This is a genomic window from Hymenobacter mucosus, from assembly GCF_900188255.1.
Lineage (GTDB): Bacteria > Bacteroidota > Bacteroidia > Cytophagales > Hymenobacteraceae > Hymenobacter > Hymenobacter mucosus.
The window spans coordinates 32,250-56,657 of the sequence record NZ_FZNS01000004.1; the positions used below are offsets into that span (position 1 = coordinate 32,250).

Here is a 24,408-nt window from a genome sequence, read left to right on the forward strand (position 1 = left end):
GACTATTTATACTGTTCATCGCGTTCAGCTAGTAGTATAGATGCCAGTCCGAAGGTCAGTTGTTCGATACGAACATGGCGCAGACCCGCCGCGCGGCACGCACTTGCTACCTTGTCGAGCGCAGAAAATTCACTGGCGAAATGTAGCAAGTGCGTGTGCGCCAAAATTGGCCCTCCGAGCAGGCGCAATATATAGTTGCAGCTCCGCAGATACCCAAGGCAGAACGCCCGGCGCCAGCCCCTAGCGGGCACCGTTAATTCAAGCAGGGCCACCGTACCACCCGGTGCCAGCAACCGCATAATCTCCGCGGCTAAGGCGGGGTAGTCGGTTGTGGGCAGGGTTTTCAAACCAAATGCACTTACAACCACATCGGCTGTTGCGGAGGCTAGGCCGCTGCTACAGGCATTAGCGGCGTGCAGGCTTATGCGCTCAGGGTTTGGTAGGGTGTCTCGGTGGCGAGCGGCCCCTGCCAGCATACGGGCTGAGAAATCCACGGCGCGGACTCGTCCATTTTCACCCACCTGGGGCAGTAGTAGGGTCCACAACTCCCCGGTACCAGTCATCAAGTCTACTACTTTCTGCCCAGCTTGGAGGGGTAGGCGCGCCACCATTTGCCGGCGCCACCGTTCGGTAAGCCCCCCAGAAAGTATCGATTGCAAATGATAAGTGCTGGCGAGGCAATCAAACAGATTGGGCATGGAGCCACCATCCTCTTCCGGATAGGCGCCTAGGGTCTGGGGAATTCCGGCCGTAGCAGAGACCTGCGTTTCCTCTCCTACGGCTACTAGCAATGGATTCTCACTCATGTTCGGCTTGCTGCTGAATGGTGACCAATACCCGATCATGCATGTCGTTCAGTAGGTAGTCGCTCCAGAGCTGCCAGTAGCGACGGGGGCCAATGCTGTGTTGGTAGACGGTGCGGGCTTCCAATAGGGTGCATCCGCCGGGCAAGGGCTGCAAACGAAACGTGCCCGTCTCTACCCGGAAGTAGCCATGCAAGTGCGGGGCGTGAATCTGCGGATAAGGACTTAATTCCTTCATGGGCGCTGGCGTGTTGGGCACAGCAAACTGCAGTTCTCGCTCCGGCACCCACTGCGTAATTGGTAGGTTGGTCACCGCGTTGCCGGAATAGGCCACGGTAAGTTCCCGTTGGCCCGTTGGCGTAGTGCGCAGGGCCGTCTTGGTGGGGTAAGCCACTCCCGCCCGGAACAGTATTCCTACCCGGGCGGGGTAGTGCACTGGCTGCAAGAGCGCCGCCCACACCCGGGCAGGGCTAGCCTTTACCACGCGGCGCGTCACAACTTCATGGGGTAGCGGCGGAGCTGCCGTTCGGCATTCATAGGACTGTAACGCCGGGTACACCAATACCACGGCCGCCAACACCGGCACCTGTCGCCGAGAGTCAGTCCCAACTAGAACCAAGATGGCTTCTCCCATTCCGGCCCCAATCAGCGCCATTACCAGCCCAACCGGGAATGCCATTACTACACAAATAAACCCTTCTATACCTCCCATGATCAGCAAGCCCATCGTGCAAATCAAAGCCAAGGTAGTAACGACTGCCAGCGCCGGAGGAAAGATGCGCGCCTGCTCGCGGGACCGATCCATATTGTATAGAATAGAGGCTACCAGCCCGCAGATAATAGGCGAGACTATAAATAGGCTCCAGCCGTAAGCTTGGTAGCGCTGCGTGGAAAGGGCCATCAACAACGCTCCCACTGCGCCGGCCCCAACTACTGCTATAATAGCGCTTTTAGTGGCCGACACAACCCGCGGCTGGCGGGGAGGGTGTTCAGCGGGGGGCAGATCATTAGAGGATGGATCGGCAAATGGTTTGAGAGGGTCGGCAGACATAAGATTGTAGAAATAAGGGTAAATGCGTGGGGCACTGGCACTATTAAAGTTCGGGCTTGCGACGAGTGGGATTGACGGAAAAGCCAGGCCCAAATGTATTCTTAATTTCAATAAATATTGAAAGTTTGAACATTATTATTTACCCCCTTCGATGCTAGGTCATCACATGACGCCTAGCACAGGCGAACCCTTACTACTTCCATCAAAGGCTACTAGACTGATTTGCGGGTGCTTATAGCTGATTGTACACGCATTCTTAACTGTGGTGGAGTCATTGCAAGTAGCGGGCTCTCGGCCACACAACAGAAGGTTAGTGGCCTATAAACATTTGGATTATAGGTACTACCCAGCCCATTACACAATTCGAATAACTTAAAACCATTTGGACATACAGTGTATCGCATCAAAATAATGCCCCGCCCTATTTTCATTTAACTAATATCGAGTCCTAGAGCCATAGTGCTCTGCCTAATAAGGTCATTATGATATTATTTTGCACAATATCAATATACCTAGCATTCCTATTGTAATCAAAACGCGTCGTTTGATATAGCCTTCTACTACTCAATCCTACTCTGCTGAACGACACTATCCTCTCACTAGTCAAGTTTGGCACGTTGTTGGCCGAAATGCACTAGCTCCCGCTTATTCGTTTCCTATCTTTGCACCCATCGAAATCCCCCCTGAGTTGCTTACTGCTTTTATGAAAAAACTTATCCTCCTTTCAGTTCTGATGCTCGGCGCACTGGCTTCTTCGGCGCAGTACATGCCCGGCAAGCCACGCAAGAAATATACTTTCCCCAAGAAAGACGAAGAGAGCTCCTATGTACTCAACGTAACCAAGAACACCGACGAGGATGCGGAGGTAGATGCTTGCGTGACCCGCGTAGCGTACCGCCCCTACGCCGAGCTACTCACGGAAATCAATGAGCTGAAGCGAATGAATAACTGGGCAGACACTACCTACCAGCGCCGTTTCCAGCAATTGCCGGCCGGGGGACAGCTCACGGTCACAATGTATCGCCGGGGAGCGGCCAACGCTGACCCCGCCTACTTGAGCCTCGTGGCCAAGAACAAGGACGGCAAGGAAGTGCTGAACATGGCAGAACTGCCCGGCGGCCAAGGTCGCTTCTGGAACCGCGACCTATACATGAGCAAGCGCACCGTGCCTTTCACCAAAGTAGAAGGCCCCCAGGATGTCACGCTGACGATCAACGATGCGAAGACCAAGCAAAACTTTGAATACATTATCAAAGCGCAGTAAAAGCGGTAGCTTCTAGTGTTTCAACAAAGCAATGCCGCCGCACCTTACGGATGCGGCGGCATTGCTTTGTTGGAAGTGCCTGAGTTTTCACCGGTGCTGTGTACGTAAGCAAGTAACCAAGGCAGGGCGGAGCCGCCAGACCTACCGTTTATGCAGCTGCACCCATTGCGCTGCGACTAGCGTTTTGGCGTCTGCAAGGCGGGCCTGCTTCAACTCTTCTGGAGAGAACGTGAGGATTTCAATCTTCTCGTTTTCCTCTGCTAGTCCCCCTCCTTCTCCCGGCTGGCGGCTAACCTCGGCATAGAAAATGGTAATCACCTCAGCGCTGGTACCGGGCGAAGGATAAATGCGGGCAATCTGCTCCAGGCGGTCTACATCGTAGCCCAACTCCTCGTAAACCTCGCGGCGAATGGCGGCTTCCGGGCCTTCTTCTCCATCGACCATGCCGGCTGCTATTTCTAGCAACTCGTCTTCGGGCCCCACCCGGTATTGACGGGTCAGGATATACTGCTGCGTAGTCGTGTTCCAAACCAGCGCTGCTACCGCCGTACCGGGTTCAAACCGTTCCCGCTGCAGAACCTTGTCGCCATCTTGCACCGCCAACTGGCTAAGCTTGTAGTGACCATCGTAGGCAATTTTGCGGTCAGTGATATGCATAATAGAGGAGTTTTGTAAGATTTGTGTTGAATAAGTAAACGGAAAATGGGCGGGGTAGTGTTGGAAAGAGCGGAGCATTTTTGGCCGAACTGCCGCCAGCGAAGTATCCTTTTTGCTAGTCGCGCCCGCACTCCGTATAAAAACCCGACCTTTGCGGGCTCATCTATCTCCCGTGCCATTCTCGCCGTTGCGGGGCGGCCGCTTTTTTTCTCTTGATGTCGTTCGACGAACTAAACCTGATTGACCCTATCCTGCGTGCCTTGCACGAGGAAGGGTACACCACCCCCACTCCCATTCAAGAGCAGGCCATTCCGCAAGTGCTGGAAGGCCACGACCTCCTGGGAGTAGCCCAAACGGGCACCGGCAAGACTGCCGCCTTCACCGTTCCAATTCTACAGATCCTGCACCAAACGGCCCAGGTTGAGCGCCATGCTCCCGGCCGTATTCGCTGCCTCGTGCTCACGCCAACCCGCGAGTTAGCCACACAAATCGGGGAGAGCTTTGCCAACTACGGCCGCCACCTGCCCAAGCTTCGGCGCACCGTTATTTTTGGGGGCGTGGGGCAAGCTCCTCAAGTGCATACCCTCAAACGGGGCGTAGAAATAATCATTGCTACGCCGGGTCGCCTACTTGATTTGATGAATCAGGGCTTCGTTGACCTACGGCACCTAGAAGTATTCGTGCTGGATGAGGCTGACCGAATGCTCGACATGGGCTTCATTCACGACATCAAGCGGCTACTACCCAAGCTACCGGTTTCGCGCCAAACGCTGTTTTTCTCCGCCACCATGCCCGGTCAAATTCAGGACTTGGCCGATACCATTCTTAAGCCAAACCCGGTTAAGGTGGCCGTTACGCCGGTGTCGAGCACCGCGGAAACGGTAACCCAGGCAGTGTACATGGTGGAGAAGTCTGACAAGCCGGCGTTGTTGGAGCACGTGCTGGCCGACAAGAACATCCGCCGGGTACTAGTGTTCACGCGCACCAAGCACGGCGCTGACAAAGTAGTGAAGACACTTGCAAAGGCTGAAATTCCGGCCGAAGCTATTCACGGCAACAAATCTCAGAACCACCGCCAGCGGGCGCTAACGAATTTCAAGGCTGGTACCACGCGCGTACTGGTTGCCACCGACATTGCGGCGCGGGGCATTGACGTGGATGAGCTAACTCACGTTATTAACTACGAAATCCCCAACGAGCCCGAAACCTACGTGCACCGTATTGGGCGCACAGGCCGGGCCGGGGCTAACGGTACGGCTTTGTCTTTCTGTGACGAGGAAGAGCGCGCCTACCTACAGGATATTCAAAAGTTGATTCGTCGGCAAATACCAGTGGTTGCCGAACATCCCTTTTTCTCTGCCAACGTGGCTCCCGTACCGCTATCAGGTGGCGCGCCCATTCAGCGCCCGAAAGGTCCTGCTGGGCGCCCACCGCGCCCGGGCCGGGGGCCCCAGGGCCAAGGCAGGTCGGGCTCCGATGGCGGCGGCCGCTCACAAGGCCAGCAGTCTGCCCGTAGCGGCGAACGAGCGGGCGGTGGGCAGCGCGCCGGCGCGCCAGGCGGAGGCCGCACCAGTGGTGGTGGCAACGGTGGTGGACGCCGCCGCTCCCGCAGTAGCAACACTGGGCGCTAAAGCTCGAGGAAATCCTTAGTAACCAAAAAGGCTGGTTAGAAGCTCGCATGTTGCGTTTCTAACCAGCCTTTTCTGATGCGGAAGTTGATAGGCATGCTGGAAACAAAACGGCGGCCAAATACCTTTAGAAGGTGCAGTGGTTCTGCTTCCGTTTTATCTCATCTTCTTTCCTTATGGCTCAGCGCACTCTTGCCGTTATCCAAGCCCTACGTGATACGGCGCACCGACTTGCCACCCAGGCTCCCTACCAGTGGGGGCATATGGGCAGTTGCAATTGTGGTCACTTGGCCCAAACGGTTACTAAGCTCACCAAAGCGGAGATTCATGCACGCGCTATGCAACGCTACGGCGACTGGGAGCGGCAGCTAATCGACTACTGTCCTACCAGCGGACTACCCATAGACGTTACGATTGATGAAATGCTGGCATTGGGCTTTACCCGTCAAGACCTCACTCACCTAGAGCGTCTTTCTGATCCTACCATCCGGCGAGCTATTCCCTTCGAGCAACGCAATGCCTTACGCCACAACCAGCGGGATGATGTGGTACTCTATCTGCGCACTTGGGCGGATTTATTGGAAGCTGACTTGCTGGACAGCATTAGCTTGCCTAGCCTAACATCCTCAGCAGCGCCTGCACCTATAGCTGCGCTTCTTCCCGCGGGCTAGTAGGTCCATTAGCGCACCTCATTCACCAAGCGGAAAAGCCCCGCCGGCTCAGAGCCGGTGGGGCTTTTCTGTGTTTATACTGTATTAGCAGTTGCTACCACCCTACCAGTGAAATGATGTTCACTGGCAACAATCTATTTAGTAGTTCACGTTGCTGCGCTGAGCTTCCCGGTACCCTTCTGGGCGGTGGCTGCGCTTGTAGGCAGCATCAGCATTAGGATCTTTTTCCGCATCGGGAGCTTGCGAGCAGGACGACAGGAAAAGCGAGGCGCCAGCGGCGAACAGGAAGAGCAGACGGAAATTTTTCATGGCCCAAAGGTAAGCACCTACTCGAAAAACGCCAAGCTAGTCCGTGGGTTACTAACGGCAGTTTTTCTGCTCTATATCACCTGCCACAGCCAACAACCTTAAGTTTACAATACGAATGTAAATAACTTACACAGGTTAGGCCAAGCACATTTGTATATACAGTCACTGTACTCTGCCTGCCCACACTAGCCCCTAAAATTGCTAGACCAACTGTACAAATACGTGTATACAATTTTGCTCTTCTGCAATCCTAGCTTGTTCGTTTTGCGTTTTTGTATTAAGCGCTTGCACAGAGCTTAAAACGCCAAAATAAGTAGCTCATCATTGCTAAAACAGCATTGTATTTTACCAGAACATTAGACGGATAAAATATTTAGCATTCTATACCCTATATACCACCTCTTTTCTAAAAAAATCATCAAGCTCGTCCATATAACTAATCCTATTATATACACCAATAACACAAGAAACGCTTAACCTAATCTAACACTACACCTTTTAACATATAACTATCTGATATATAAATCAATATCTCACATACAATCCCCTATCTAGCAAGAATATTAGCACCTAATACGTTTTCACTATACCTGAATTATGAAGCTAGTTTATAGATAAGCAGCACGGAGTATATAAGCTGTTTGCTAGCACTACTGCAGCACTCGTTAGCCACCATGACAACTTGTATCCAATCTTGATTTCGGCTGCGCAGCAGGTATTGCTTAGCTTGCCTTACTGGCCTGTAACCTGACTTACACAGCCTCAGGCTGGTAATCGGAAAATGTGCCGTCTTGATAGAAGATCACGATGCGACGGATGCGCTTGCCTGGCTCTGCTATACCAACAAGCAGGTCTGAATTCGGCGTTGGAGCAGGAGTTTGAGGCAGGGAAACACGTGCCGTAGGTGCTACTCTTGAAGTGCTGCTCTCACGAGCTGACATGCTTGGGGTACTAACAACTTCTGCATCGCTTTGAACTACTACGGCAGGCTGAGGCTCGGACTGTAGGGGCTGCGTCGCGCTAGCTACCATTTCCGGCTCTTTTAGGGGCGGTTGCGGAGGTATTGTAGATGCTACTGTCGTTGCTGGCCGGGGTGCACGAGTTCTGCTCTGAGCTAATACGTGCTCCGCTGGGGCTGCTTCTTTCATTGCCCCACTACCAGTTAGCAACCAGGACAGGGCTATATCTGGAAATGCTGCCACTATTTTCTGCACAACTTCTAAGCTAGGCTTGTTGCGCCCGCTAAGAATATGGCTAATAACTGGCCGGGAAACCTGAATGGCGTCCGCAAACTGAGTGGGTGTAAGCTCGTGGGAGTGCAGTATCTCCCGAATTCTGTCGACCATACAACTGGATGTATTACAAATGTACTACGCTTTTCCTAGTAGTCACTGTATCCAACAGTAATATGAGACCCCAGCCCGTTAATTACAATTGTATTAACAAGCTGTATGATATCTTATATTAGTTTACATATGTAAAACAATTGTAAACTAATATAAGATATCATCCCTGTTGCTAGTTAGGCTACAGATCAAGTTAAGCAGCGACCTACTATCTGAGCGGTTAAGGCCTAATGGATGGCATAATGCTTCGCAGCAAAATATTGCTGGTTATAGTATGGAGCTATATTCTGTTGCTTATAGCGTGATTGGCTCGCATGCTCTACTAAGGGCGCTGCACTTATGGCGGCTATCATCATCTACCCTTTCGCTCCCGTCTGGTTGTCTATACTGGGTGCCGTGCAATAAAGAGATGCATTTGCTCTTCTTATCACTCGATGCTTGTTAGCCTAGTATTGCAAGGTTAGCGAGGCTAACCTTGCCGAAAAAACTAGTGCTCCTTCCCATTGCTATAGTAGCAACAGAAAGGAGCACGTTGAGTTGAGGCAAGTAGCTTACGTAAGTAGCCCCTTTAGTTGTTAAAATACTCTTTGGCCAATGCCTTATCGTGGCCGTAGATATCGTCGCGGAAGTGAAGTTTGCCACTCTCGTCAACCCATGTAGTGAAGTAAACCAAGTACACGGGCAGTTTCTCCGGCAGGGTAATATACTTCTCACGACGGCCAGAAATAGTATCTAAGATGGCTGTGCGGTCCCAGCCCGGTTTGTCGCGAAGCAGATACTCAGCTAGCTTGATAGGTTCAGCTACTCGTACGCAGCCATGACTAAAGCCGCGCTTGTTCTGGCTGAACAGTTCATCGTGAGGAGTGTCGTGCAGGTAGATGTCGTTAGAGTTCGGGAAGATAAACTTCACGTCACCCAAGTCGTTTTTCGGGCCAGGACGACGGCGTAATGTGTACTTCCACGTTTTGTTTGTGAGGTTCGCCCAGTCGACGGTGGAGGGGTCAATGGGGGTAGCTTTGGCACCCCACCCCTTTACTACTTCCATGTCCAAACGGTCGAGCGTGCCTTGTGGATCAGCCGCTAGTTTAGGGCGTAGCTCTTTATCGATGATGCTGAAGGGGACGTTCCAATAAGGAGCCAATACGACGAACTCCATCTTGTCGCTAAACACGGGTGTAGCGTTTAACGCCTTGCCCACAATCACACGCATATTGAACGCTTCCTTGTTATCCTCCATCACGTGGAGGGTATAATCAGGGATGTTTACTAGCAGGTAATTGGGCTCAAATTTCTTCGGGATCCAGCGCCACCGCTCCATGTTCAAGATGATCTGGTCGATGCGTTGTGATACCGAAACATTGAGTAAACGTAGGGTCTCACCGGCTACAATGCCATCTGCCTTTAGTCCGTTTTCCTGCTGAAAAGCTTTCACTGCGGCCACCAGCTCGGCGTCGTATTTTGGTGTGACAGCAGTAGCCGTGCTAGGCTGGCCCGGCTTATTTGCTACTGGCTGCACTGGTGTTTCAGTAGCCGCAGGAGTGGCCGGAGCCGACGCGCTAGCACCCAATAGGCGGGTGCGCAAGATGGCTACTACTGGTGAACTAGCCCCGGGCACCAAACGAGTACCAGCAGGTAAAACCGGCCAACCACCATTGCGTTGCAGGATGCGGTAGTCAGCCAATGCCTGTTTCAGGCGGTCGTATTCGGGGTGTAAGGGCTCAAAATCATAGTACCCATAGGTGCTTTCCCGTTCCTTAAGAATAGTCATTAGCGCCTTATGCAACTTGATTTTGTTACGCTTGACATTCCAATCGATACTCTTAACGGAGCGCGGGTCTACCGTGCCTCGATAAAAGTCAGAGGCATAGTTAAAGTACGTACCCGACAATGCCACATCAATCTCCTTTTCGAGCGCATTGCGCTTGGTAGAGTCTGATTGTGCATCCTTCAAACTAGCAAATAGCTTATTGAAGTCCTTGGTTTTGTATTCTTTAGGATCGAGGCCTTCGTCGGCTGCCTTGTTGATTACGCCGAGCATAGTCTCGGCTTGAGGCACTAGTTCATGATTACGGAACCATCCTAATCGGAAGTCGCGTGCTCGATAAAACTTCTTTGCCCATTCAATTTGATCTTTGAATTTAGGCTCAGTGCTCATGTACTTCACAATGTATACGCTGTCGAGCTTGGGCTGCGCCCCGCCGGCTTTGGTAACGCCGCCGGGAAGAGCATCCTTGATCTGCTCCTTCTGGTCCTGGCTGCACGACACGGTAGACGTGAGGAACAGCAGGCCCAGCAGCCAGCAGCATACAGTGGTGAAAAAAGAAAAACGGAAGTTGACGTTCATGCGGATGAGAAAGGAGATGTAAACGACAGTAGCTCCGGCTGCGAGGTAGGCAAAAAACCGACCAAGTACCTAAGCCAACTTGTGGCGTTTTACTGCTTTCGGCGCTGTTGAGTTGCCAGCACAGAGTTTCTCCTCTCTGCTGCAAGTTAGCAGATTTCATTTGACCTTCTACTATCCGTCGTTCCTCATACAGAAAGCGGGAAGTCAACTGCTGCCCGGCTAGCAGGTAGTGGTTTGCCGTACGCGGACGGAGGCCCCAACTATCTTTGGCCTAGCTTGGCCCGACATCTTTTCATTCAACTCAACTATGCCCGACTCTGCCCTGCCCTTCACCCCCGACCCGCACAGCTACGCTCGGCCCGCCGATGTAAGTGTCCGCCACTTATCCCTGCACTTATCTGTCGACTTTGCTTCCCGTACCCTGGCGGGGCATGCTACGTGGCAACTGCATAACCAGGTGGGCGCAACCGAACTGATACTAGACACCCGAGCCCTCGCAATTGAGGAGGTACTGCTAGGAAGCTCGACGGGAGAAGCCACCCCCTTCACTCTGGGAGCTAATGATGCCGTGCTGGGTCAACCGCTGCATATCACCATCCGGCCCGATACAACCACCGTGACAATTCGCTACCACACTACCCCGGGTGCGGCTGCGTTACAGTGGCTAGCCCCGGAGCAAACCGCTGGTCAGGAGCAGCCCTTTCTGTTTACGCAGTCGCAGGCTATCCTGGCGCGCACCTGGATTCCGTGCCAGGACTCCCCAGGTGTCCGATTCACGTACGAGGCGCAGATGCAGGTCCCTCCTCACCTACTGGCCTTGATGAGCGCCGAGAACCCAACGGAACGCTCCCCCAGCGGCAACTATAGTTTCCGTATGGAGCAACCTATTCCGGCTTACCTCATGGCCCTCGCCGTGGGTGACCTAGAATTTCAAGCTTTGAGTTCTCGCACCGGAGTGTACGCCGAACCAGTGACTCTCCCGACCGCCGCCAACGAATTTGCGGAACTCGAGGAGATGGTGGGTACTGCCGAGGAATTATATGGCCCCTACCGCTGGCAACAGTACGACCTGCTGGTATTACCTCCCTCCTTTCCGTTTGGAGGCATGGAGAATCCTCGTTTAACATTTGTGACGCCTACGATTCTAGCCGGAGACCGTAGCCTAACCAGCTTGGTAGCCCACGAGCTGGCTCACTCTTGGAGTGGAAACCTAGTAACCAACGCTACCTGGAACGACTTCTGGCTAAACGAAGGCTTTACGGTGTACTTCGAGCGTCGTATCATGGAGAAGCTATATGGGCGCCCCTACTCCGACATGCTGCAGGTGCTGGGTCATACGGGGTTGCTGCACACAGTGCAAGAACTAGGCGCCACTAGCCCAGATACTCACCTGCACTTGGACCTGGCGGGCCGGGACCCCGACGAGGGACTAAATGAAATTGCCTACGAAAAGGGTGACTACCTCCTACTCACCCTCGAACACTTAGTAGGGCGGGCCGCGTTGGATTCCTTTATCAGGGAGTACTTCGCACGGCACAGTTTCCAGAGTATGGACACGGTCCGCTTCACGGAGTACATACAGAAGGAGCTCCTTGACTGCCACCCCGGGGTAGCAGAACATGCGCAGCTAAACTTGTGGATCAATGGGCCGGGCATTCCGGCTGGGGCGCCCCCAGTCTCGTCGGAGCGGTTTGCGCAGGTGGATGCCACCCTGCACCAGTGGCAGAATGGTACCGCCGCTCGCGAGTTGAGCACAGCGCAGTGGAGCAGCCATGAGTGGGTACACTTCCTGCATGGGCTACCGGCCCGCCCTAGTACCGAGCAGCTTACTGAGCTAGATGCCGCCTTCGGCTTCACGCAGTCGGGCAACGCCGAGATACTGGCCGCTTGGTTTCCGCATACCATTGCGGCCAGCTACTCGCCAGCAGACGAAGCTCTGCAACAGTTTCTGATCCGTGTAGGACGGCGCAAATTTCTAGTGCCGCTCTATAAAGGGCTCTTGGCGGTACCTGGAGGCCCCGAGCGCGCCCGTCGTATCTATGCTCAGGCGCGGCCCAACTACCACGCTGTAGCCACGGTTAAGTTTGATGCGCTGCTGGGTTATCCCGCCGAGGCATAGCAGATTTTTAAAGCTGGTACCGACTTTATCGTCGTACATTTTGTTTCTTACCATGAAGCGGCTCACCCAACCTATTTTCGGGCGCACTCGTGCGCTACTACTGGTTGGGTGAGCTGCCTTCATGGCCCGAACCTTGCTTGCGTGAGACCGGGCTTTTTCCCATGTGTATTGCTTAAGCTGCTTGTTTGCATTGAAAAACTCAAAACCGCTCGGTAAGCTCATTGCCATTGGGGGCAATGAAGACAAGGGCACCTACCCGAATCCGCGCACCAAAAAGAAATACTACCTCAACTTCTTCGAATTAGGTATCCTCAAGCGCGTCGTGTTGGAGTCGGGCAAGGAAGACCCCCAGATTGAGGTTATCACCACGGCCTCCATGATTCCGGAGGAGGTAGCCCGTGTGTACGTGTCCTCCTTCACCATGCTCAACTGCAACAATGTCCGCATCATGGACATTCGCACCCGTGAAGATGCCCTACTCCCCGAGTACACCGAGCGACTACGCCACGCCGATATCGTTATGTTCTCGGGCGGCAACCAGTCGCGCCTCACGGAAATGTTTGGCGATACGGAGTTTCTCCGCACTCTTACGGCACGCTACTATGAACAGCCAAACTTTGTCATAGCAGGAACCAGTGCCGGAGCCGTAGCTATGTCGCGCACTATGATTAAGGGTGGCAGCGTACCGGATGCGCTCATGAAAGGTGCTGTGAAGATGGGAACTGGCCTTGGCTTTGTTGAAAACGTGGTCATTGACTCCCACTTCGTAAAGCGCGGCCGCTTCGGTCGCTTGATTGAAGCAGTAGCCCTGCACCCCAAGCTTATTGGCATTGGGCTGGGCGAAGACACGGGTGTACTCATCACCGAAGGCAATCAACTCGAAACCATTGGTTCTAACCTGGTCATCATCATGGATGGTCACAAGCTGGAGCATAACAATGCTGCGGCCGCCAAAAAGGGTGAGGCCATCTCCATTGAAAGCATGCAGCTACACGTGCTGGTGAAAGGCAACGTGTATGACATCAACCAACGCGAGTTCTATCCCAACCTAAAAATTCGTCAACAAGCCGCTGAATCCATCCGCATGACGGCGGGTCAGGATGCCAACGCTCCTGTTTCGGAGGGCTGAGGTTACTTCAGACAGTAAAAAAGACCTTCTCGCTAGCGAGAAGGCCTTTTTTACTGTCTGAAGACTGACAATTTTACTACTTCGTCTACTCCTTATATATATAGGCGCAGAAAGTAGCAAACCGTAGCTCTTACTTATCGACCTACTGGCAAGTCAATGAAACAGATTTCTTCAAGAGAAAATGGCGGCTGGTAGGAAACGGTACGCGGAATGAAGCTCATAATGCTATACACCGCCACCTGGAAAAGAGCAGCCCCACACGGGTAAGCACTAGTCTTTATAAATACCGATGTAGGGCTGAGCGTCGGTGGCCGTGATACTGGCGCGGTACATTCCCTCCGAGTTAAAAGGTAACGCTACGTTGCCAGCGGCATCCACCGCCACTAGTCCACCCTCGCCCCCAATAGGGGCCAGCTTGTCGTGCACCACAATGCGGCAGGCCTCGGCCAAGCTTAACCCGCGGTACTCCATCAGGCAGCTGATGTCATGCGCAACCACGGCACGTAAGAAATACTCGCCGTGCCCCGTACAACTAATTGCGCAGGTGCGGTTATCGGCGAAGGTACCGCTACCAATAATGGGTGAGTCCCCAATCCGGGAGTAGCGCTTGTTGGTCATTCCCCCGGTGCTGGTGGCGGCGGCCACGTGGCCGTGCTGGTCGAGCGCCACGGCCCCCACAGTACCCATTTTCTTTTTTGGGTCTTCATCGATAAAAGCGGCCGGCTCGGCCAGCGGTGCATCGGTGGTTACTGGCGCGGGGGCAGCGAGTTCTTCTGGTTGGGCCTGGCTATGGTCGAGGCGCATGCGTCCTTCCCGAAGCGCCTCCTGCAGTTGATCGTAGCGCTGCTGGGTAAAGAAGTATTCCGTCGGCTGGGTAGGTAGCCCATGCTGGCGCGCTAGCTCGTCGGCGCCCGGGTAGGCGAGCAAGACATGGTCGGTGTGCTCCATCACGAGGCGGGCCGCCCGAATGGGATTTTGCACGATGCGCACGCCGGCTACTGCCCCGGCGGCACGATTTCGCCCATCCATAATAGCGGCGTCCATTTCATGGTGGCCTTCGTGCGTGAACACGGCGCCCCGGCCTGCATTAAATAGTGGGCAATCCTCAAGACTACGCACCGTAAACTCCACCGCGTCCAAGGCTGAGCCGCCCTGGCGCAACACGGCATAGCCAACTTGTAAGGCCTCGCCCAAGGCTTGTTGGTACTGAAGCTCCTGCTCCGTAGTCATCAAGGACCGAGAAATAGTACCGGCCCCGCCATGGAGCGCAAGGGCAAAGGATGGAGTCATGCAGTAAAAATGTAAGGGGGTGAAAACGCGAAAAGGCAAGGCAAAGGTACGCAGCCTACTGCCGCCGAAACCGGCGACCTTCGTGGCCGAACCGCGTTTTTTTTCGTACGTTTGGTTTACTGTTTTCACATTCCCAAACATATTGTTTTTATGGCTTACGAAGCTACCGGCCGCCTGCACGAGATTTTCGACGAACAGCAGGTGAGCGAAAAATTCCGCAAGCGCGAGTTCGTGCTGGAAGTCGTAGACGGCCAGTATCCTGAGCATATCAAGTTCCAGTTGGTGCAGGACAAGACCGCCCTCATCGACTCGTACAAAGTAGGCGACGAGGTAAAGATTTCCTTTAACCTGCGTGGCCGCGGGTTCAATAAGAACGGTCAGATGCTGTACTTCACCAACCTCGAAGCGTGGCGCATTGAGGCAGGTAGCGGTGCTCCGGCTGCTCCCCAGGGAGGCGGCAACTACCAGCAGTCGGCTCCTCGGGCAGCTGCTCCGGCCCAAAACCAGAACCCCAATCTGCGCGCTTCGGCCGCTCCCATTGCTTCTGACGACGACAACGACCTGCCCTTCTAAGCAGCGTTTCCCTGTCGGATTATGATTTTCAGGAAAGCCGCTCCCATGTACTGGGGGCGGCTTTTTGCTGACCTGCCTGCCCTATCTCACTACCTGACCGGAAAGCATAGCCCAGAAAAAAACCGGCGTTGTAAAACATGGAGGCTACCTTTTCCCGTTTATTCCCCCATAGCTCCCTTTCCTGATATGGCTGTTCCTCTCCCCTTAGCCGGTAAAACGGCACTCGTCACTGGTGCGACCAGTGGTATCGGGCTCGTGACGGCCCGGGAGCTGGCGTGTCTGGGTGCCCGCGTGCTGCTGGTGGGGCGCGATGCGGCACGGGCCGAGCAAGCACAGGCGGACATACAGCTGGCGGCTGGCCCGGAAGCCCATGTGCATATAAAGCGCTTCGACCTATCCTTGATTCGCAATGTGCAGTCCTTAGCTGATGAGTTGCTGCGTGAGCTTAACCAATTGGATATTCTGGTCAACAATGCCGGAATTATGCCCGGCGCGTTTACCCTCACCGAAGAAGGCCACGAGCTAAGCTGGGCAACCAACCACTTAGCGCCATATGCTCTTACCAACTTATTGCTTCCTCTGCTGGATGCGGCCGGGCGGGCACGCGTGGTCACGGTATCATCGATGGCACATTGGGTAGGCGAAATTGAAGCCAACCGGGAAGTACGTAACTCTCCCGATAAATACAGCTGGCTCACCGCCTACGCCGACTCCAAGTTGGCAAACATCCTCTTCACCCAAGAGCTAGCCCACCGCCTTGATCTGACTGGCATCACGGCAAATTGCTTGCACCCCGGCATGGTTAACACCGGCCTGATTCGTGCGGACACTTCCACCGTTATGAAGGCGCTCTGGTCGATGGGGCGGCCGTTTATGATAACGCCCGAGCAGGGTGCTCGCACGAGTGTCTACTTGGCCTCGGCGCCGGAAGTAGGCGGTATAAGCGGACGCTACTTTGCAAACTGCCGCCCGGCCCGCAGCTCCAACCGGGCTCAGAATCGTACGGAGGCCGCCCGGCTCTGGCGCATCTCTGCCGAGGAAACGGGAATTGAATAAGGCGGCCAACTGTTGTAGAAAGTCTGGTTACCCTATCCTCGCCTCTTCTGAGGAGCCTTACTGCCGAAGTACTGGCACCTCGTGTGCGTGCCACCAGCACAACTACTTTTCACCCTAGCTCCCTACCTCACCTACCATGACCGACTTACAAGAACTGATTCGTCAAGGGGAAGGAGAGCGACTAGAGTTCAAGAAAAAGACAACGCATCCTACCCGCATTGCCCGCACGCTAGCCTCCTTGGCTAACACGCACGGCGGCCGAGTGCTGGTAGGCGTAGACGATGACGGCCGTATTGTAGGGGTGCGCGACGCAGAAGAGGAAATCTACCAACTGCGGCAAGCGGCGGCCCACTACATTGACCCGCCCCTGTCCCTACGGTTCCGGGAGGTTGAGGAAGAAAACCGCGTAGTGCTGATAGTGACGGTAGCTGAAAGCACCGAGAAGCCTCACCGCGCCCAAGTAGCCGACGGCGACTGGCGCTCCTACGTGCGAGTACGGGACGAAAGCGTGCAAACCAGCCAACTCACGGAACGCGTACTAGAGCGCACCGATGCCGCGCCTCGCTTCGAGAAAATTCCGCTGAACCGTGAGGAGCTAGCGGTGCTGGACTATCTGCGCAAGAATCCGCGTATCACGCTGGGGCAGTACATGAAGCTGCTCAATATTGGGCAGCGCCGGGCGTACCGTACGCTGATCAAGCTAACCCTGCACGGCTACATCAAGCACCACGATAAAGAAAAGGAAGTATACTATACCTTATAAAGGACCAGAGGCCCGGGACGTTATGCGTCCGGGCCTCTGGTTGGTTCTACTTATTCTTGCTTGCGGGCACGAGCTTGTTTTTTCTCCTCCTTAGCAGCTTTCTTTTCCTTATCCGTTTTAGTGGACTCTTTCTTTTTCTCTTTGCGGGCGTCTTGTGCTTTTGCCATGGTGTAGGAAGATTAGAGAATTATGGGTGTAGTTAACGATTTTGAGGCTACCATGTTATACCGCGGGCAAGAAACTAGCGCACCGCGGGTAGGTAGCGCTCTTGCACTATGTTGAGGTGATGCGCCTCGTGGCCGGCCAGCAGGTAGGCCATGGCACGTACGCTCACTGGCTGACCACTGGCCGTACCGAAGCGCCCTATGGCCTCCGCCGAGAACGATGCCAGTAGGCTAAGCGTGGCAGCGCGCACGGTATTCTGCTCATGCAGAATATCTTCCAACGTGCGCGCATCGGCTCCGGAAGCGGGCACGTAGTCGTCCTGCTCAAAACCAGGTAGGGGTTGTTGGTCGCCGCGGGCAATGCGCAGAGCCCGGTAGGCAAAGATGCGCTCCGTATCGGTTACGTGCACCAGCATCTCCTTGAGGCTCCACTTTCCGGGAGCATAGCGCAGCAGGGCTTGCTCGTCGGTGACGCCGGCCAGCAGGTGGCGGAGCGTAATCGGCTGTTCGCGCAGTTGTTGGAGCGGGTCGTGGCCTTGCGGGATCAGAGAAACGTAGTGGGCGTAGTACGGGGCATACTCCGTGGTTGCGGGGCGGTCAGCAAAATAGCTCATGCGCGAGGGTGAAAAAGCAGATGGTAGAGCGCGTGAAGATACAATTCGGTGGCGCCGGGCCCGCAACCGTAGTTGGCTAGCCCAGGGTGCCATACACTCCAATGGGTAGCGAGTTGGGGGTGGGCCGAGCGGAACGGCGCTACCTTGCCCAAAAGACCAGCGCAAAAAATCCGGCATCAGGCGCGACCAAGTGTACTGATTATGCCGCCCTCCTACTAGTTCTACGTACCGCACCGCTGCCTCGGGCAGGCCCTGGCGCGTGAGGGTAGCCATCAAATCTAGGGTATCCTCAATGGCGTCAATAATGCCGTTGTTGTTCCGGTCGTTGGTCTCGTCGAGGGTACCGGTTTGCAGCCAGAATTGATGTTCCGGGTGAGGCTTGCTGGCCCGCACCAAGCTGTGCATAATCCGGTCGGCGTCGGTGTACCCATCATTCAGGGCGCGGCGGCGCCACCAAAACGACGGCGAAAACGCGCCGGCCCGCGTGGCTACGTCGGAGTTGTGCCACACAAAATCAAAGGCTGCAAGTCCGCCCAACGAGCACCCCGCCCACACTACCTCGGCGGGGTTAGTGCTGCCGTGATACTGACGCTGGATGTAGGGCAGCAGTTCGTGCTGCACAAAACGGGCATAGTGCCCGGCCCGGCTCCCACGGCCCAGGTAGTCAGCCTCGCTGGCTACGCCGTATTCCTGAATGCGCTCGTGAGCATGCACCGCTACCAGCACGAAGGGCCGCAACTGCCCTCGCCGGTACAACCAACTGAGCGTGGCCGGGAGGCGCAGGCGCCACAAATCCTGCCCGTCGTTCAGGTAGAGCACGGGGTAGGGTGCCTCCCTCGATGAATCATAACCGGGCGGTAGTACAACATCCAGCTGCACCGGACGCCCCAGGTGAACGGAAACTAAAGAATCGTCGGGCCGGACCGAAACGGCCGTGAGGCGCGCCGATGAGGAAAGTAAACTAGACATCTGCCGGAAGCAACGATACAGAATTTCAGCACAAGGTACCGCTTTTCGATTGCCTCCCTGTGGCCCAGCTTTCGTACGTTATTTTATAAGTTTCAACTTATTCTCATCTTATTGCCATCATTCATCCCAAACCCCGCCGATTTTGCAGGAAGCTTATCGCCCTTTTTACTCTCCCACCCTCGGCCACGACGTGGAAATGCTGGTTTTTGGCGACGTGGGCTATCCAATTGTTGTTTTCCCATCCTCGCGGGGGCGCTACTATGAGGCCAAGGACTTCAAGCTAGTGGAGGCCGTCCAGTGGTTTATCGACAACCAGAAAGTCAAGTTGTATTGCATTGACAGTGTGGATGCCCATACGTGGTATGCGAAGCACCTACACCCAGCCGAGCGGGTACAAAATCACATTCGCTACGACCACATGCTGAGCAACGAGCTAGTGCCTATGTTGCAGCAGGAGTGCCACGTAGATAAGATTGGGGTAGCGGGCTGCAGCTTTGGAGGCTACCACGCGCTCAACTTCGCCTTCCGCCATCCTGAGCAGGTAGCCTACCTGTTTTCCATGGGTGCTGCCTTTGATATGCGCCAGTTTATGGACGGGTACTACGATGAGAACCTGTACTTTAATAATCCGCCCGATTTTATGCCCAACGCTGAAAACGAGCATTTTCATCAGATGAACATTGTGCTGGGTACCGCCGAGTACGACTTCTGTAAAGGTGCCAACTATCAAATGTCTGAGATTCTGAACAACAAGGGCATCCGGCACTGGCTTGATGTGCGGCCCTACGGCACGCACGACTGGCCGGTGTGGCGCGAAATGTTTCCGCACTACCTCTCTGTCATGTAAACCAAGTCACCGGGCTGCGCTTGCAGAAGATTTTTGCTGAGTTACTCGGCACAGCCAGGAAGCCAGGCACTGCCCAGCTTTTTGTGGTTGGCAGCAGCCTGGAGCAGCTAATTAACCGCTACCTCCGTACTCTCCTTTCACCCTTAACCTTCTCCGGCTAGTAGCACCGGGGCCAGTAGCTTATGAAAAAAATTGGGATCCTCTTCGGGCAAGAAAACACCTTTCCCCAGGCGTTTGTGGACCGCGTAAATGAGAAAACTGGCGGCACGAAAATGATGGCCGAGTTTGTGCGCATTGACCAGGTAGAGCAAGCTGTACCAACGGATTACGCCGTCATCATCGACCGAATTTCGCAGGACGTACCCTTTTACCGCGCCTATCTAAAGAACGCGGCGCTGGGCGGCACCGCCGTCATCAATAACCCCTTCTGGTGGTCGGCTGATGAAAAGTTTTTCAACAATGCTTTGGCCGTTCAGCTTGGTGTGCCGGTGCCGCGCACCTTACTGCTACCCTCCAAAGAGCGTCCCCACGACACCAGCCACAACTCCTTCCGCAACCTGGAGTGGACGAATTGGGAGGCCGCGTTCCAGAAGATTGGCTTCCCAGCCTTTATGAAGCCCCACTCCGGCGGCGGCTGGAAGAACGTGTACAAGCTGGATAATGCCGATGAGTTTTTCCGGGCTTACGATGAAACGGGCCAGCTCGTGATGCTGCTGCAAGAGGCCGTAGACTTCACGGATTATTTCCGCTGCTACTGCATCGGCGGCAAGGAAGTGCTCATCATGCCCTACGAGCCGCGCAACGAGCCTCACCTACGCTACGCAACGGAAATGAAGACCACGGGGGCGGCTGGCAAAAAGCTGCTAGCTACCATGAAGGACTACGTACTCAAGCTCAACCAGGGCCTGGGCTACGACTTCAACACCGTAGAGTTTGCCGTGCGCGATGGTATTCCGCTGGCTATTGACTTTGGCAACCCCGCCCCCGATGCCGACGTGCATTCCGTAGGTCAGCAGAACTTTGAGTGGGTAGTAGAAGCGGCGGCCAACTTGGCTATTAGCCGCGCAAAAGCCCAAAAGCCCGGCGCCGACAACCTAACCTGGGGCACCTTTGTGCGCCAGTCGGCGGGTGGCGTGGCGCCAGCGCCCAAGAAAGTAGAGGCCAAGAAAGAAGACGAGGCCAAACTTAAAGCCAAGAAAAAGAAAGAATAACTAGTTACTATGTCGTCGTTCCGGCGGGGAAGGAGCTAACAACGGGTGTACTTACCCGGCTTCTTCTCCGCTGGGATGATACTCCCCTCCCATTATCCCTACTGCCATGCCTGAGTTTACCATTGGAATAGAAGAGGAGTTTCAGACCATCGACCCCGTAACCCGGGACCTTCGCTCCCACATGTCGGAAATTGTGGAGGGCGGTAAAGTGGTACTGCAGGAGCAGGTGAAGGCCGAAATGCACCAGTCGGTGGTAGAGGTCGGCACCGTTATTTGTCGCAACATTCAGGAAGCCCGCGAGCAGGTAACCTACCTGCGCAAAATGGTTATTGACTTGGCGGCGAAAGCAGGGCTACGCATTGCAGCGGCCGGCACGCATCCGTTTTCGCGGTGGCAAGACCAACCTATCACGCCCGATGCACGCTACGACAAGATTGTAGAGGAACTGCAGGAAGCGGCGCGCTCCAACCTAGTGTTTGGTATGCACGTGCACATCGGCCTTGAAAACCGGGAGCTAGGCGTGTACGTGATGAATACGCTGCGCTATTTCCTACCCCACATCTTCGCGCTTAGCACCAACTCTCCGTTCTGGGAGGGCCGCGAAACTGGCTACAAATCATTCAGAACCAAGGTTTTCGAGCGTTTTCCGCGCACGGGCATTCCCGATTACTTTGGCAGCGCCAGCGAGTATGATGAGTACATAGCGCTACTCGTAAAGACGGGCTGCATTGACAATGGCAAGAAAATCTGGTGGGACCTACGGCTGCACCCGTTCTTCGATACCATTGAGTACCGCATCTGCGACATGCCCCTGCGGGTGGATGAAACCGTAGCGCTGGCCGCCGTGATGCAGGCCGTAGTAGCCAAAATCTACAAGCTTAAGACGCAAAACCTCAACTTCCGCCTCTACCGTAAGGCCCTCATTAATGAGAACAAGTGGCGCGCTGCCCGCTATGGTCTTGATGGCAAGCTCATTGACTTTGGCAAGGAAACGGAGGTACCCACCCGGGAACTGATTATGGAGCTGCTGGAATTTGTGGATGATGTGCTGGATGAGCTGGGAAGCCGCAAGGAAGTAGAGTACATCCTGCAAATGATGGAAATGGGCACCGGGGCCGACCGCCAACTGAAGGTGTTTCGGGAGACTAATGACCTAAAGAAGGTGGTTGATTTCATTATGGCAGAAACCAGTTACGGACTGATTTAGTATTTTTGTCGGTGAACTCCGGCGGCCGCGCCGGAGTTTTCTATTTTTTCGGCTGCTCTCTGCTTTGGAATTTGCACCCCAAGCAGAAGCAGCTTTCACGTTGAGTACAGGACTCACGAGATTGAACCGACACTATGAAGCCTCTAAAAATTGCAATTCTAGACATGTACAACGACGCCCCCAACGAGGGTATGCGCTGTATTCTCCAACTTGTTCGGCAAGCCCAACTTTCCAGTCCAATTGCATTATCCTATCAGGTATTTAATGTACGCGCCAAGACGGAGCTACCTGGCCTAGAGCACGACATCTACATTTCCAGCGGTGGCCCCGGCAGCCCACTACCAACGGATGAATCCTGGGAAGAACCCTATTTCAAGCTAATCGACGACTTGCTGGCTTGGAACCGCACGGAGGAACGCAAGAAGTATGTGTTTCTCATTTGTCACTCCTTTCAGCTAGTTAGCCGGCACTTGGGCGTGGGTATGCTGAGCAAGCGAAAGTCCACGTCATTTGGTATTTTTCCGATGCACATGACGGCAGCGGCCCAGGCTGATCCGCTCCTACATACCCTCCCCGACCCCTTCTACGCCGTCGATTCGCGCGACTACCAGCTTACCCAGCCCAACATGGAGCGACTAACTGAGTTGGGCGTGGATATTTTGGTGATGGAAAAAGACCGCCCCCATATACCCCTGGAGCGTGCCCTGATGGCGCTGCGCTTCACTGAGGAAATATTCGGGACCCAGTTTCACCCCGAGGCCGACCGCGAAGGTATGCTGCACCACTTCCGCACCGACGCCAAGCGCGAACAAATCATCGAAGCGCATGGCGCGGCAAAGTATGAGGATATGGTGCGCCTGCTGGAAGACCCCAACGCCATTGCTCTCACGGAGGCAGCCATTATTCCGCGCTTTCTGCAGCAAGCCATAGCGGCCCTCGCAGTGGAAGTGCCGCTGGCACAGTCTCGCTAGTAAGAAAGGCGAACCATACGGTTCGCCTTTTTTCGTTTTGGGGCGTAGATTCTGTATTCTGCGTGGCTGCTTGTCCCTTGTGTTACTCTTCTTCCCCGTATGATTCCCGAAATCCGCTCCCGCTATAACGATGCTTTCACGCCCGAACGCTACCAGGAGCTGCTGGGCACCATTGAACAGCAACTGCCCAATCAGCTGGAATTCCGCTTGGCCGAAACGCCCATTTTTGTGCCGGCCGCCCTACGCGAAAAACTAGTCCAAGCCGGCGAAAGCATTATTGACGTGCTAACGGCCCCAGACTTTAAGGACCGTACGGAACACGCCGTACCACCCGCGCTACGCGTACCCAACGAAAATGCTCATACTACCTTTCTGGCCATTGACTACGCCGTGTGCCGCAATGCTGCCGGCGAGCTAGAGCCTCAACTAATCGAGCTGCAAGGCTTTCCCTCACTGTACGCGTTTCAGGACTACCTGCCGGAGGTGTACCGCGCCCACTTTCCCATCACCGACGCTATTTCTCACCTGTTTACTGTTCCTGACTCCCAGAGCTACCGGGCCTTCCTGCGCGACGTAATTGTGGGTGATGAGGACCCGGAGCAGGTAATTTTGCTGGAGCTATTCCCGCAGAAACAGAAAACCCGCGTCGATTTTGCGCTGACCAAGCGCTACCTGGGCGTAGAGCCCGTGTGCCTTACCGATGTGCGCAAAGACGGCCGCCAACTGTATTATGAGCGAGATGGCCGTCGCATTCCCATCAAGCGCATTTACAACCGGGTCATTTTTGATGAGCTGGCCCGCTACCCCGACTTGCACACGGAATTTAAATTTACGGACGACGTGGACGTAGAATGGGCAGGCCACCCCAACTGGTTTTTCCGCATCAGCAAATACACGCTGCCCCTGCTCCACAGCCCCTACATCCCAACTAGTTACTACCTCGACCAGCTTACTACCTACCCCACCGACTTGGAGAACTATGTGCTTAAGCCCTTGTTTTCTTTTGCTGGCAGTGGCGTGAAGCTGGATGTAACGGCCGCCGAGCTAGATGCCATTTCAGACAAAGCCAACTACTTGCTGCAACGCAAAGTGCAGTACGAGCCAGTAGTGCAGTCGCCGGATGGACTAGTGAAGTGTGAAATTCGGATGCTATACGCCTGGCGCGACGCCGACCCGCGCCCGACCTTGCTTACCAACTTAGGTCGCCTCAGCCGGGGTGCCATGATTGGGGTAGACTTCAACAAAAACAAGGATTGGGTTGGGGGCACGGTCTGCCTGATGGAGTAAAAAGCACTTGGTCCACCGGTTAGTTGTGGCTACTTACGAAGGAAGCACAAAGAACAAATGTGGGTATATGGAAACACCAAAACCGTTAGGCGTTTACTGGAGACCTGTTCTAAGCTAGATTTCCTTGGCGCTTCG

At 54.6% G+C, this 24,408-nt stretch carries 21 protein-coding genes; 13 read left to right on the top strand and 8 right to left on the bottom strand.

The genetic code is table 11. The annotated features are described in order from the left end of the window. Window positions 1-2: 2 nt before the first annotated feature. Window positions 3-806 (bottom strand): class I SAM-dependent methyltransferase, encoded by an 804-nt coding sequence (locus CHB83_RS10195; RefSeq protein WP_179225512.1) that lies wholly within the window; start codon window positions 804-806, stop codon window positions 3-5. Continuing rightward, entirely contained in the window at window positions 799-1,854 is a 1,056-nt protein-coding gene (locus CHB83_RS10200; protein WP_089332573.1) for a hypothetical protein, read from the bottom strand. The genes CHB83_RS10195 and CHB83_RS10200 overlap by 8 nt, the downstream gene beginning before the upstream one ends. Before the next feature lie 703 nt (window positions 1,855-2,557). Here CHB83_RS10200 and CHB83_RS10205 point away from each other — a divergent pair. After that, window positions 2,558-3,118, top strand: coding sequence for a hypothetical protein (locus tag CHB83_RS10205; protein WP_143437109.1), 561 nt, complete (start codon window positions 2,558-2,560; stop codon window positions 3,116-3,118). A 141-nt stretch (window positions 3,119-3,259) separates the two neighbouring features. Here CHB83_RS10205 and CHB83_RS10210 read toward each other — a convergent pair whose 3' ends face one another. Beyond that, window positions 3,260-3,775, bottom strand: coding sequence for an NUDIX domain-containing protein (locus CHB83_RS10210; protein ID WP_045690066.1), 516 nt, complete (start codon window positions 3,773-3,775; stop codon window positions 3,260-3,262). 215 nt (window positions 3,776-3,990) lie between these two features. Here CHB83_RS10210 and CHB83_RS10215 point away from each other — a divergent pair, with 215 nt between their 5' ends. After that, window positions 3,991-5,406, top strand: a complete 1,416-nt coding sequence (locus CHB83_RS10215; RefSeq protein WP_089332575.1) for a DEAD/DEAH box helicase — start codon at window positions 3,991-3,993, stop codon at window positions 5,404-5,406. A gap of 173 nt (window positions 5,407-5,579) precedes the next feature. After that, entirely contained in the window at window positions 5,580-6,074 is a 495-nt protein-coding gene (locus tag CHB83_RS10220; protein WP_089332576.1) for a hypothetical protein, read from the top strand. Between the two features lie 138 nt (window positions 6,075-6,212). Here CHB83_RS10220 and CHB83_RS23810 read toward each other — a convergent pair whose 3' ends face one another. The 3 genes from CHB83_RS23810 to CHB83_RS10230 all read right to left on the bottom strand — a co-directional run bounded on the left by CHB83_RS23810 (window position 6,213) and on the right by CHB83_RS10230 (window position 10,073). Continuing rightward, complete coding sequence (locus tag CHB83_RS23810; protein WP_161806992.1) at window positions 6,213-6,383, bottom strand: hypothetical protein; 171 nt, start codon at window positions 6,381-6,383, stop codon at window positions 6,213-6,215. Between the two features lie 752 nt (window positions 6,384-7,135). Next, window positions 7,136-7,729, bottom strand: a complete 594-nt coding sequence (locus CHB83_RS24375; protein WP_089332577.1) for a helix-turn-helix domain-containing protein — start codon at window positions 7,727-7,729, stop codon at window positions 7,136-7,138. Window positions 7,730-8,297: 568 nt separating this feature from the next. Continuing rightward, window positions 8,298-10,073 carry a L,D-transpeptidase family protein gene (locus CHB83_RS10230; RefSeq protein WP_089332578.1) on the bottom strand — a complete coding sequence of 592 codons (1,776 nt, stop codon included), beginning with the start codon at window positions 10,071-10,073 and terminating at the stop codon, window positions 8,298-8,300. A 307-nt stretch (window positions 10,074-10,380) separates the two neighbouring features. Between CHB83_RS10230 and CHB83_RS10235 the strand changes: the two genes are divergently transcribed. Both CHB83_RS10235 and CHB83_RS10240 read left to right on the top strand, forming a co-directional pair. Beyond that, entirely contained in the window at window positions 10,381-12,192 is a 1,812-nt protein-coding gene (locus CHB83_RS10235; RefSeq protein WP_089332579.1) for a M1 family metallopeptidase, read from the top strand. A gap of 190 nt (window positions 12,193-12,382) precedes the next feature. Continuing rightward, the gene (locus CHB83_RS10240; RefSeq protein WP_045690238.1) at window positions 12,383-13,321 is read left to right on the top strand and encodes a cyanophycinase; all 939 of its coding nucleotides are present in this window, start codon (window positions 12,383-12,385) and stop codon (window positions 13,319-13,321) included. 270 nt (window positions 13,322-13,591) lie between these two features. Here CHB83_RS10240 and CHB83_RS10245 read toward each other — a convergent pair whose 3' ends face one another. Continuing rightward, window positions 13,592-14,611: an isoaspartyl peptidase/L-asparaginase family protein gene (locus CHB83_RS10245; protein WP_089332887.1), complete on the bottom strand. Its 1,020-nt coding sequence runs from the start codon at window positions 14,609-14,611 to the stop codon at window positions 13,592-13,594. A gap of 150 nt (window positions 14,612-14,761) precedes the next feature. Between CHB83_RS10245 and CHB83_RS10250 the strand changes: the two genes are divergently transcribed. The 3 genes from CHB83_RS10250 to CHB83_RS10260 all read left to right on the top strand — a co-directional run bounded on the left by CHB83_RS10250 (window position 14,762) and on the right by CHB83_RS10260 (window position 17,003). Beyond that, window positions 14,762-15,184: a DUF3127 domain-containing protein gene (locus CHB83_RS10250; RefSeq protein WP_045688655.1), complete on the top strand. Its 423-nt coding sequence runs from the start codon at window positions 14,762-14,764 to the stop codon at window positions 15,182-15,184. Window positions 15,185-15,370: 186 nt separating this feature from the next. Next, window positions 15,371-16,240: an SDR family oxidoreductase gene (locus CHB83_RS10255; RefSeq protein ID WP_089332580.1), complete on the top strand. Its 870-nt coding sequence runs from the start codon at window positions 15,371-15,373 to the stop codon at window positions 16,238-16,240. A 136-nt stretch (window positions 16,241-16,376) separates the two neighbouring features. Further along, window positions 16,377-17,003, top strand: a complete 627-nt coding sequence (locus CHB83_RS10260; RefSeq protein ID WP_089332581.1) for an AlbA family DNA-binding domain-containing protein — start codon at window positions 16,377-16,379, stop codon at window positions 17,001-17,003. A gap of 241 nt (window positions 17,004-17,244) precedes the next feature. On the opposite strand, the gene CHB83_RS24110 is transcribed toward CHB83_RS10260, so the two are convergent. Continuing rightward, the gene (locus tag CHB83_RS24110) at window positions 17,245-18,750 is read right to left on the bottom strand and encodes an alpha/beta hydrolase-fold protein (RefSeq protein ID WP_072144874.1); all 1,506 of its coding nucleotides are present in this window, start codon (window positions 18,748-18,750) and stop codon (window positions 17,245-17,247) included. Between the two features lie 142 nt (window positions 18,751-18,892). Here CHB83_RS24110 and CHB83_RS10275 point away from each other — a divergent pair, with 142 nt between their 5' ends. From CHB83_RS10275 to CHB83_RS10295, 5 genes are all read left to right on the top strand, one after another. Next, entirely contained in the window at window positions 18,893-19,597 is a 705-nt protein-coding gene (locus tag CHB83_RS10275) for an esterase family protein (protein WP_089332582.1), read from the top strand. 182 nt (window positions 19,598-19,779) lie between these two features. Beyond that, window positions 19,780-20,808: an ATP-grasp domain-containing protein gene (locus tag CHB83_RS10280; protein ID WP_089332583.1), complete on the top strand. Its 1,029-nt coding sequence runs from the start codon at window positions 19,780-19,782 to the stop codon at window positions 20,806-20,808. A 106-nt stretch (window positions 20,809-20,914) separates the two neighbouring features. Then, window positions 20,915-22,015, top strand: a complete 1,101-nt coding sequence (locus CHB83_RS10285) for a carboxylate-amine ligase (protein ID WP_045688660.1) — start codon at window positions 20,915-20,917, stop codon at window positions 22,013-22,015. Between the two features lie 134 nt (window positions 22,016-22,149). Continuing rightward, window positions 22,150-22,986: a type 1 glutamine amidotransferase gene (locus CHB83_RS10290; protein ID WP_089332584.1), complete on the top strand. Its 837-nt coding sequence runs from the start codon at window positions 22,150-22,152 to the stop codon at window positions 22,984-22,986. A gap of 99 nt (window positions 22,987-23,085) precedes the next feature. Next, window positions 23,086-24,273, top strand: a complete 1,188-nt coding sequence (locus tag CHB83_RS10295; RefSeq protein ID WP_045688662.1) for a hypothetical protein — start codon at window positions 23,086-23,088, stop codon at window positions 24,271-24,273. Window positions 24,274-24,408 lie beyond the last annotated feature (135 nt).

Excerpts from the sequence above, each read along its gene's own strand:
- CHB83_RS10285 (WP_045688660.1), top strand. The coding sequence starts at position 20,915 with ATGCCTGAGTTTACCATTGGAATAGAAGAGGAGTTTCAGACCATCGAC.
- CHB83_RS10205 (WP_143437109.1), top strand. The coding sequence starts at position 2,558 with ATGAAAAAACTTATCCTCCTTTCAGTTCTGATGCTCGGCGCACTGGCT.
- CHB83_RS10260 (WP_089332581.1), top strand. The coding sequence starts at position 16,377 with ATGACCGACTTACAAGAACTGATTCGTCAAGGGGAAGGAGAGCGACTA.
- CHB83_RS23810 (WP_161806992.1), bottom strand. The coding sequence starts at position 6,383 with ATGAAAAATTTCCGTCTGCTCTTCCTGTTCGCCGCTGGCGCCTCGCTT.
- CHB83_RS10245 (WP_089332887.1), bottom strand. The coding sequence starts at position 14,611 with ATGACTCCATCCTTTGCCCTTGCGCTCCATGGCGGGGCCGGTACTATT.
- CHB83_RS10210 (WP_045690066.1), bottom strand. The coding sequence starts at position 3,775 with ATGCATATCACTGACCGCAAAATTGCCTACGATGGTCACTACAAGCTT.
- CHB83_RS10195 (WP_179225512.1), bottom strand. The coding sequence starts at position 806 with ATGAGTGAGAATCCATTGCTAGTAGCCGTAGGAGAGGAAACGCAGGTC.
- CHB83_RS10250 (WP_045688655.1), top strand. The coding sequence starts at position 14,762 with ATGGCTTACGAAGCTACCGGCCGCCTGCACGAGATTTTCGACGAACAG.
- CHB83_RS10280 (WP_089332583.1), top strand. The coding sequence starts at position 19,780 with ATGAAAAAAATTGGGATCCTCTTCGGGCAAGAAAACACCTTTCCCCAG.
- CHB83_RS24375 (WP_089332577.1), bottom strand. The coding sequence starts at position 7,729 with ATGGTCGACAGAATTCGGGAGATACTGCACTCCCACGAGCTTACACCC.
- CHB83_RS10200 (WP_089332573.1), bottom strand. The coding sequence starts at position 1,854 with ATGTCTGCCGACCCTCTCAAACCATTTGCCGATCCATCCTCTAATGAT.
- CHB83_RS10290 (WP_089332584.1), top strand. The coding sequence starts at position 22,150 with ATGAAGCCTCTAAAAATTGCAATTCTAGACATGTACAACGACGCCCCC.
- CHB83_RS24110 (WP_072144874.1), bottom strand. The coding sequence starts at position 18,750 with ATGTCTAGTTTACTTTCCTCATCGGCGCGCCTCACGGCCGTTTCGGTC.
- CHB83_RS10295 (WP_045688662.1), top strand. The coding sequence starts at position 23,086 with ATGATTCCCGAAATCCGCTCCCGCTATAACGATGCTTTCACGCCCGAA.
- CHB83_RS10230 (WP_089332578.1), bottom strand. The coding sequence starts at position 10,073 with ATGAACGTCAACTTCCGTTTTTCTTTTTTCACCACTGTATGCTGCTGG.
- CHB83_RS10220 (WP_089332576.1), top strand. The coding sequence starts at position 5,580 with ATGGCTCAGCGCACTCTTGCCGTTATCCAAGCCCTACGTGATACGGCG.
- CHB83_RS10255 (WP_089332580.1), top strand. The coding sequence starts at position 15,371 with ATGGCTGTTCCTCTCCCCTTAGCCGGTAAAACGGCACTCGTCACTGGT.
- CHB83_RS10215 (WP_089332575.1), top strand. The coding sequence starts at position 3,991 with ATGTCGTTCGACGAACTAAACCTGATTGACCCTATCCTGCGTGCCTTG.
- CHB83_RS10235 (WP_089332579.1), top strand. The coding sequence starts at position 10,381 with ATGCCCGACTCTGCCCTGCCCTTCACCCCCGACCCGCACAGCTACGCT.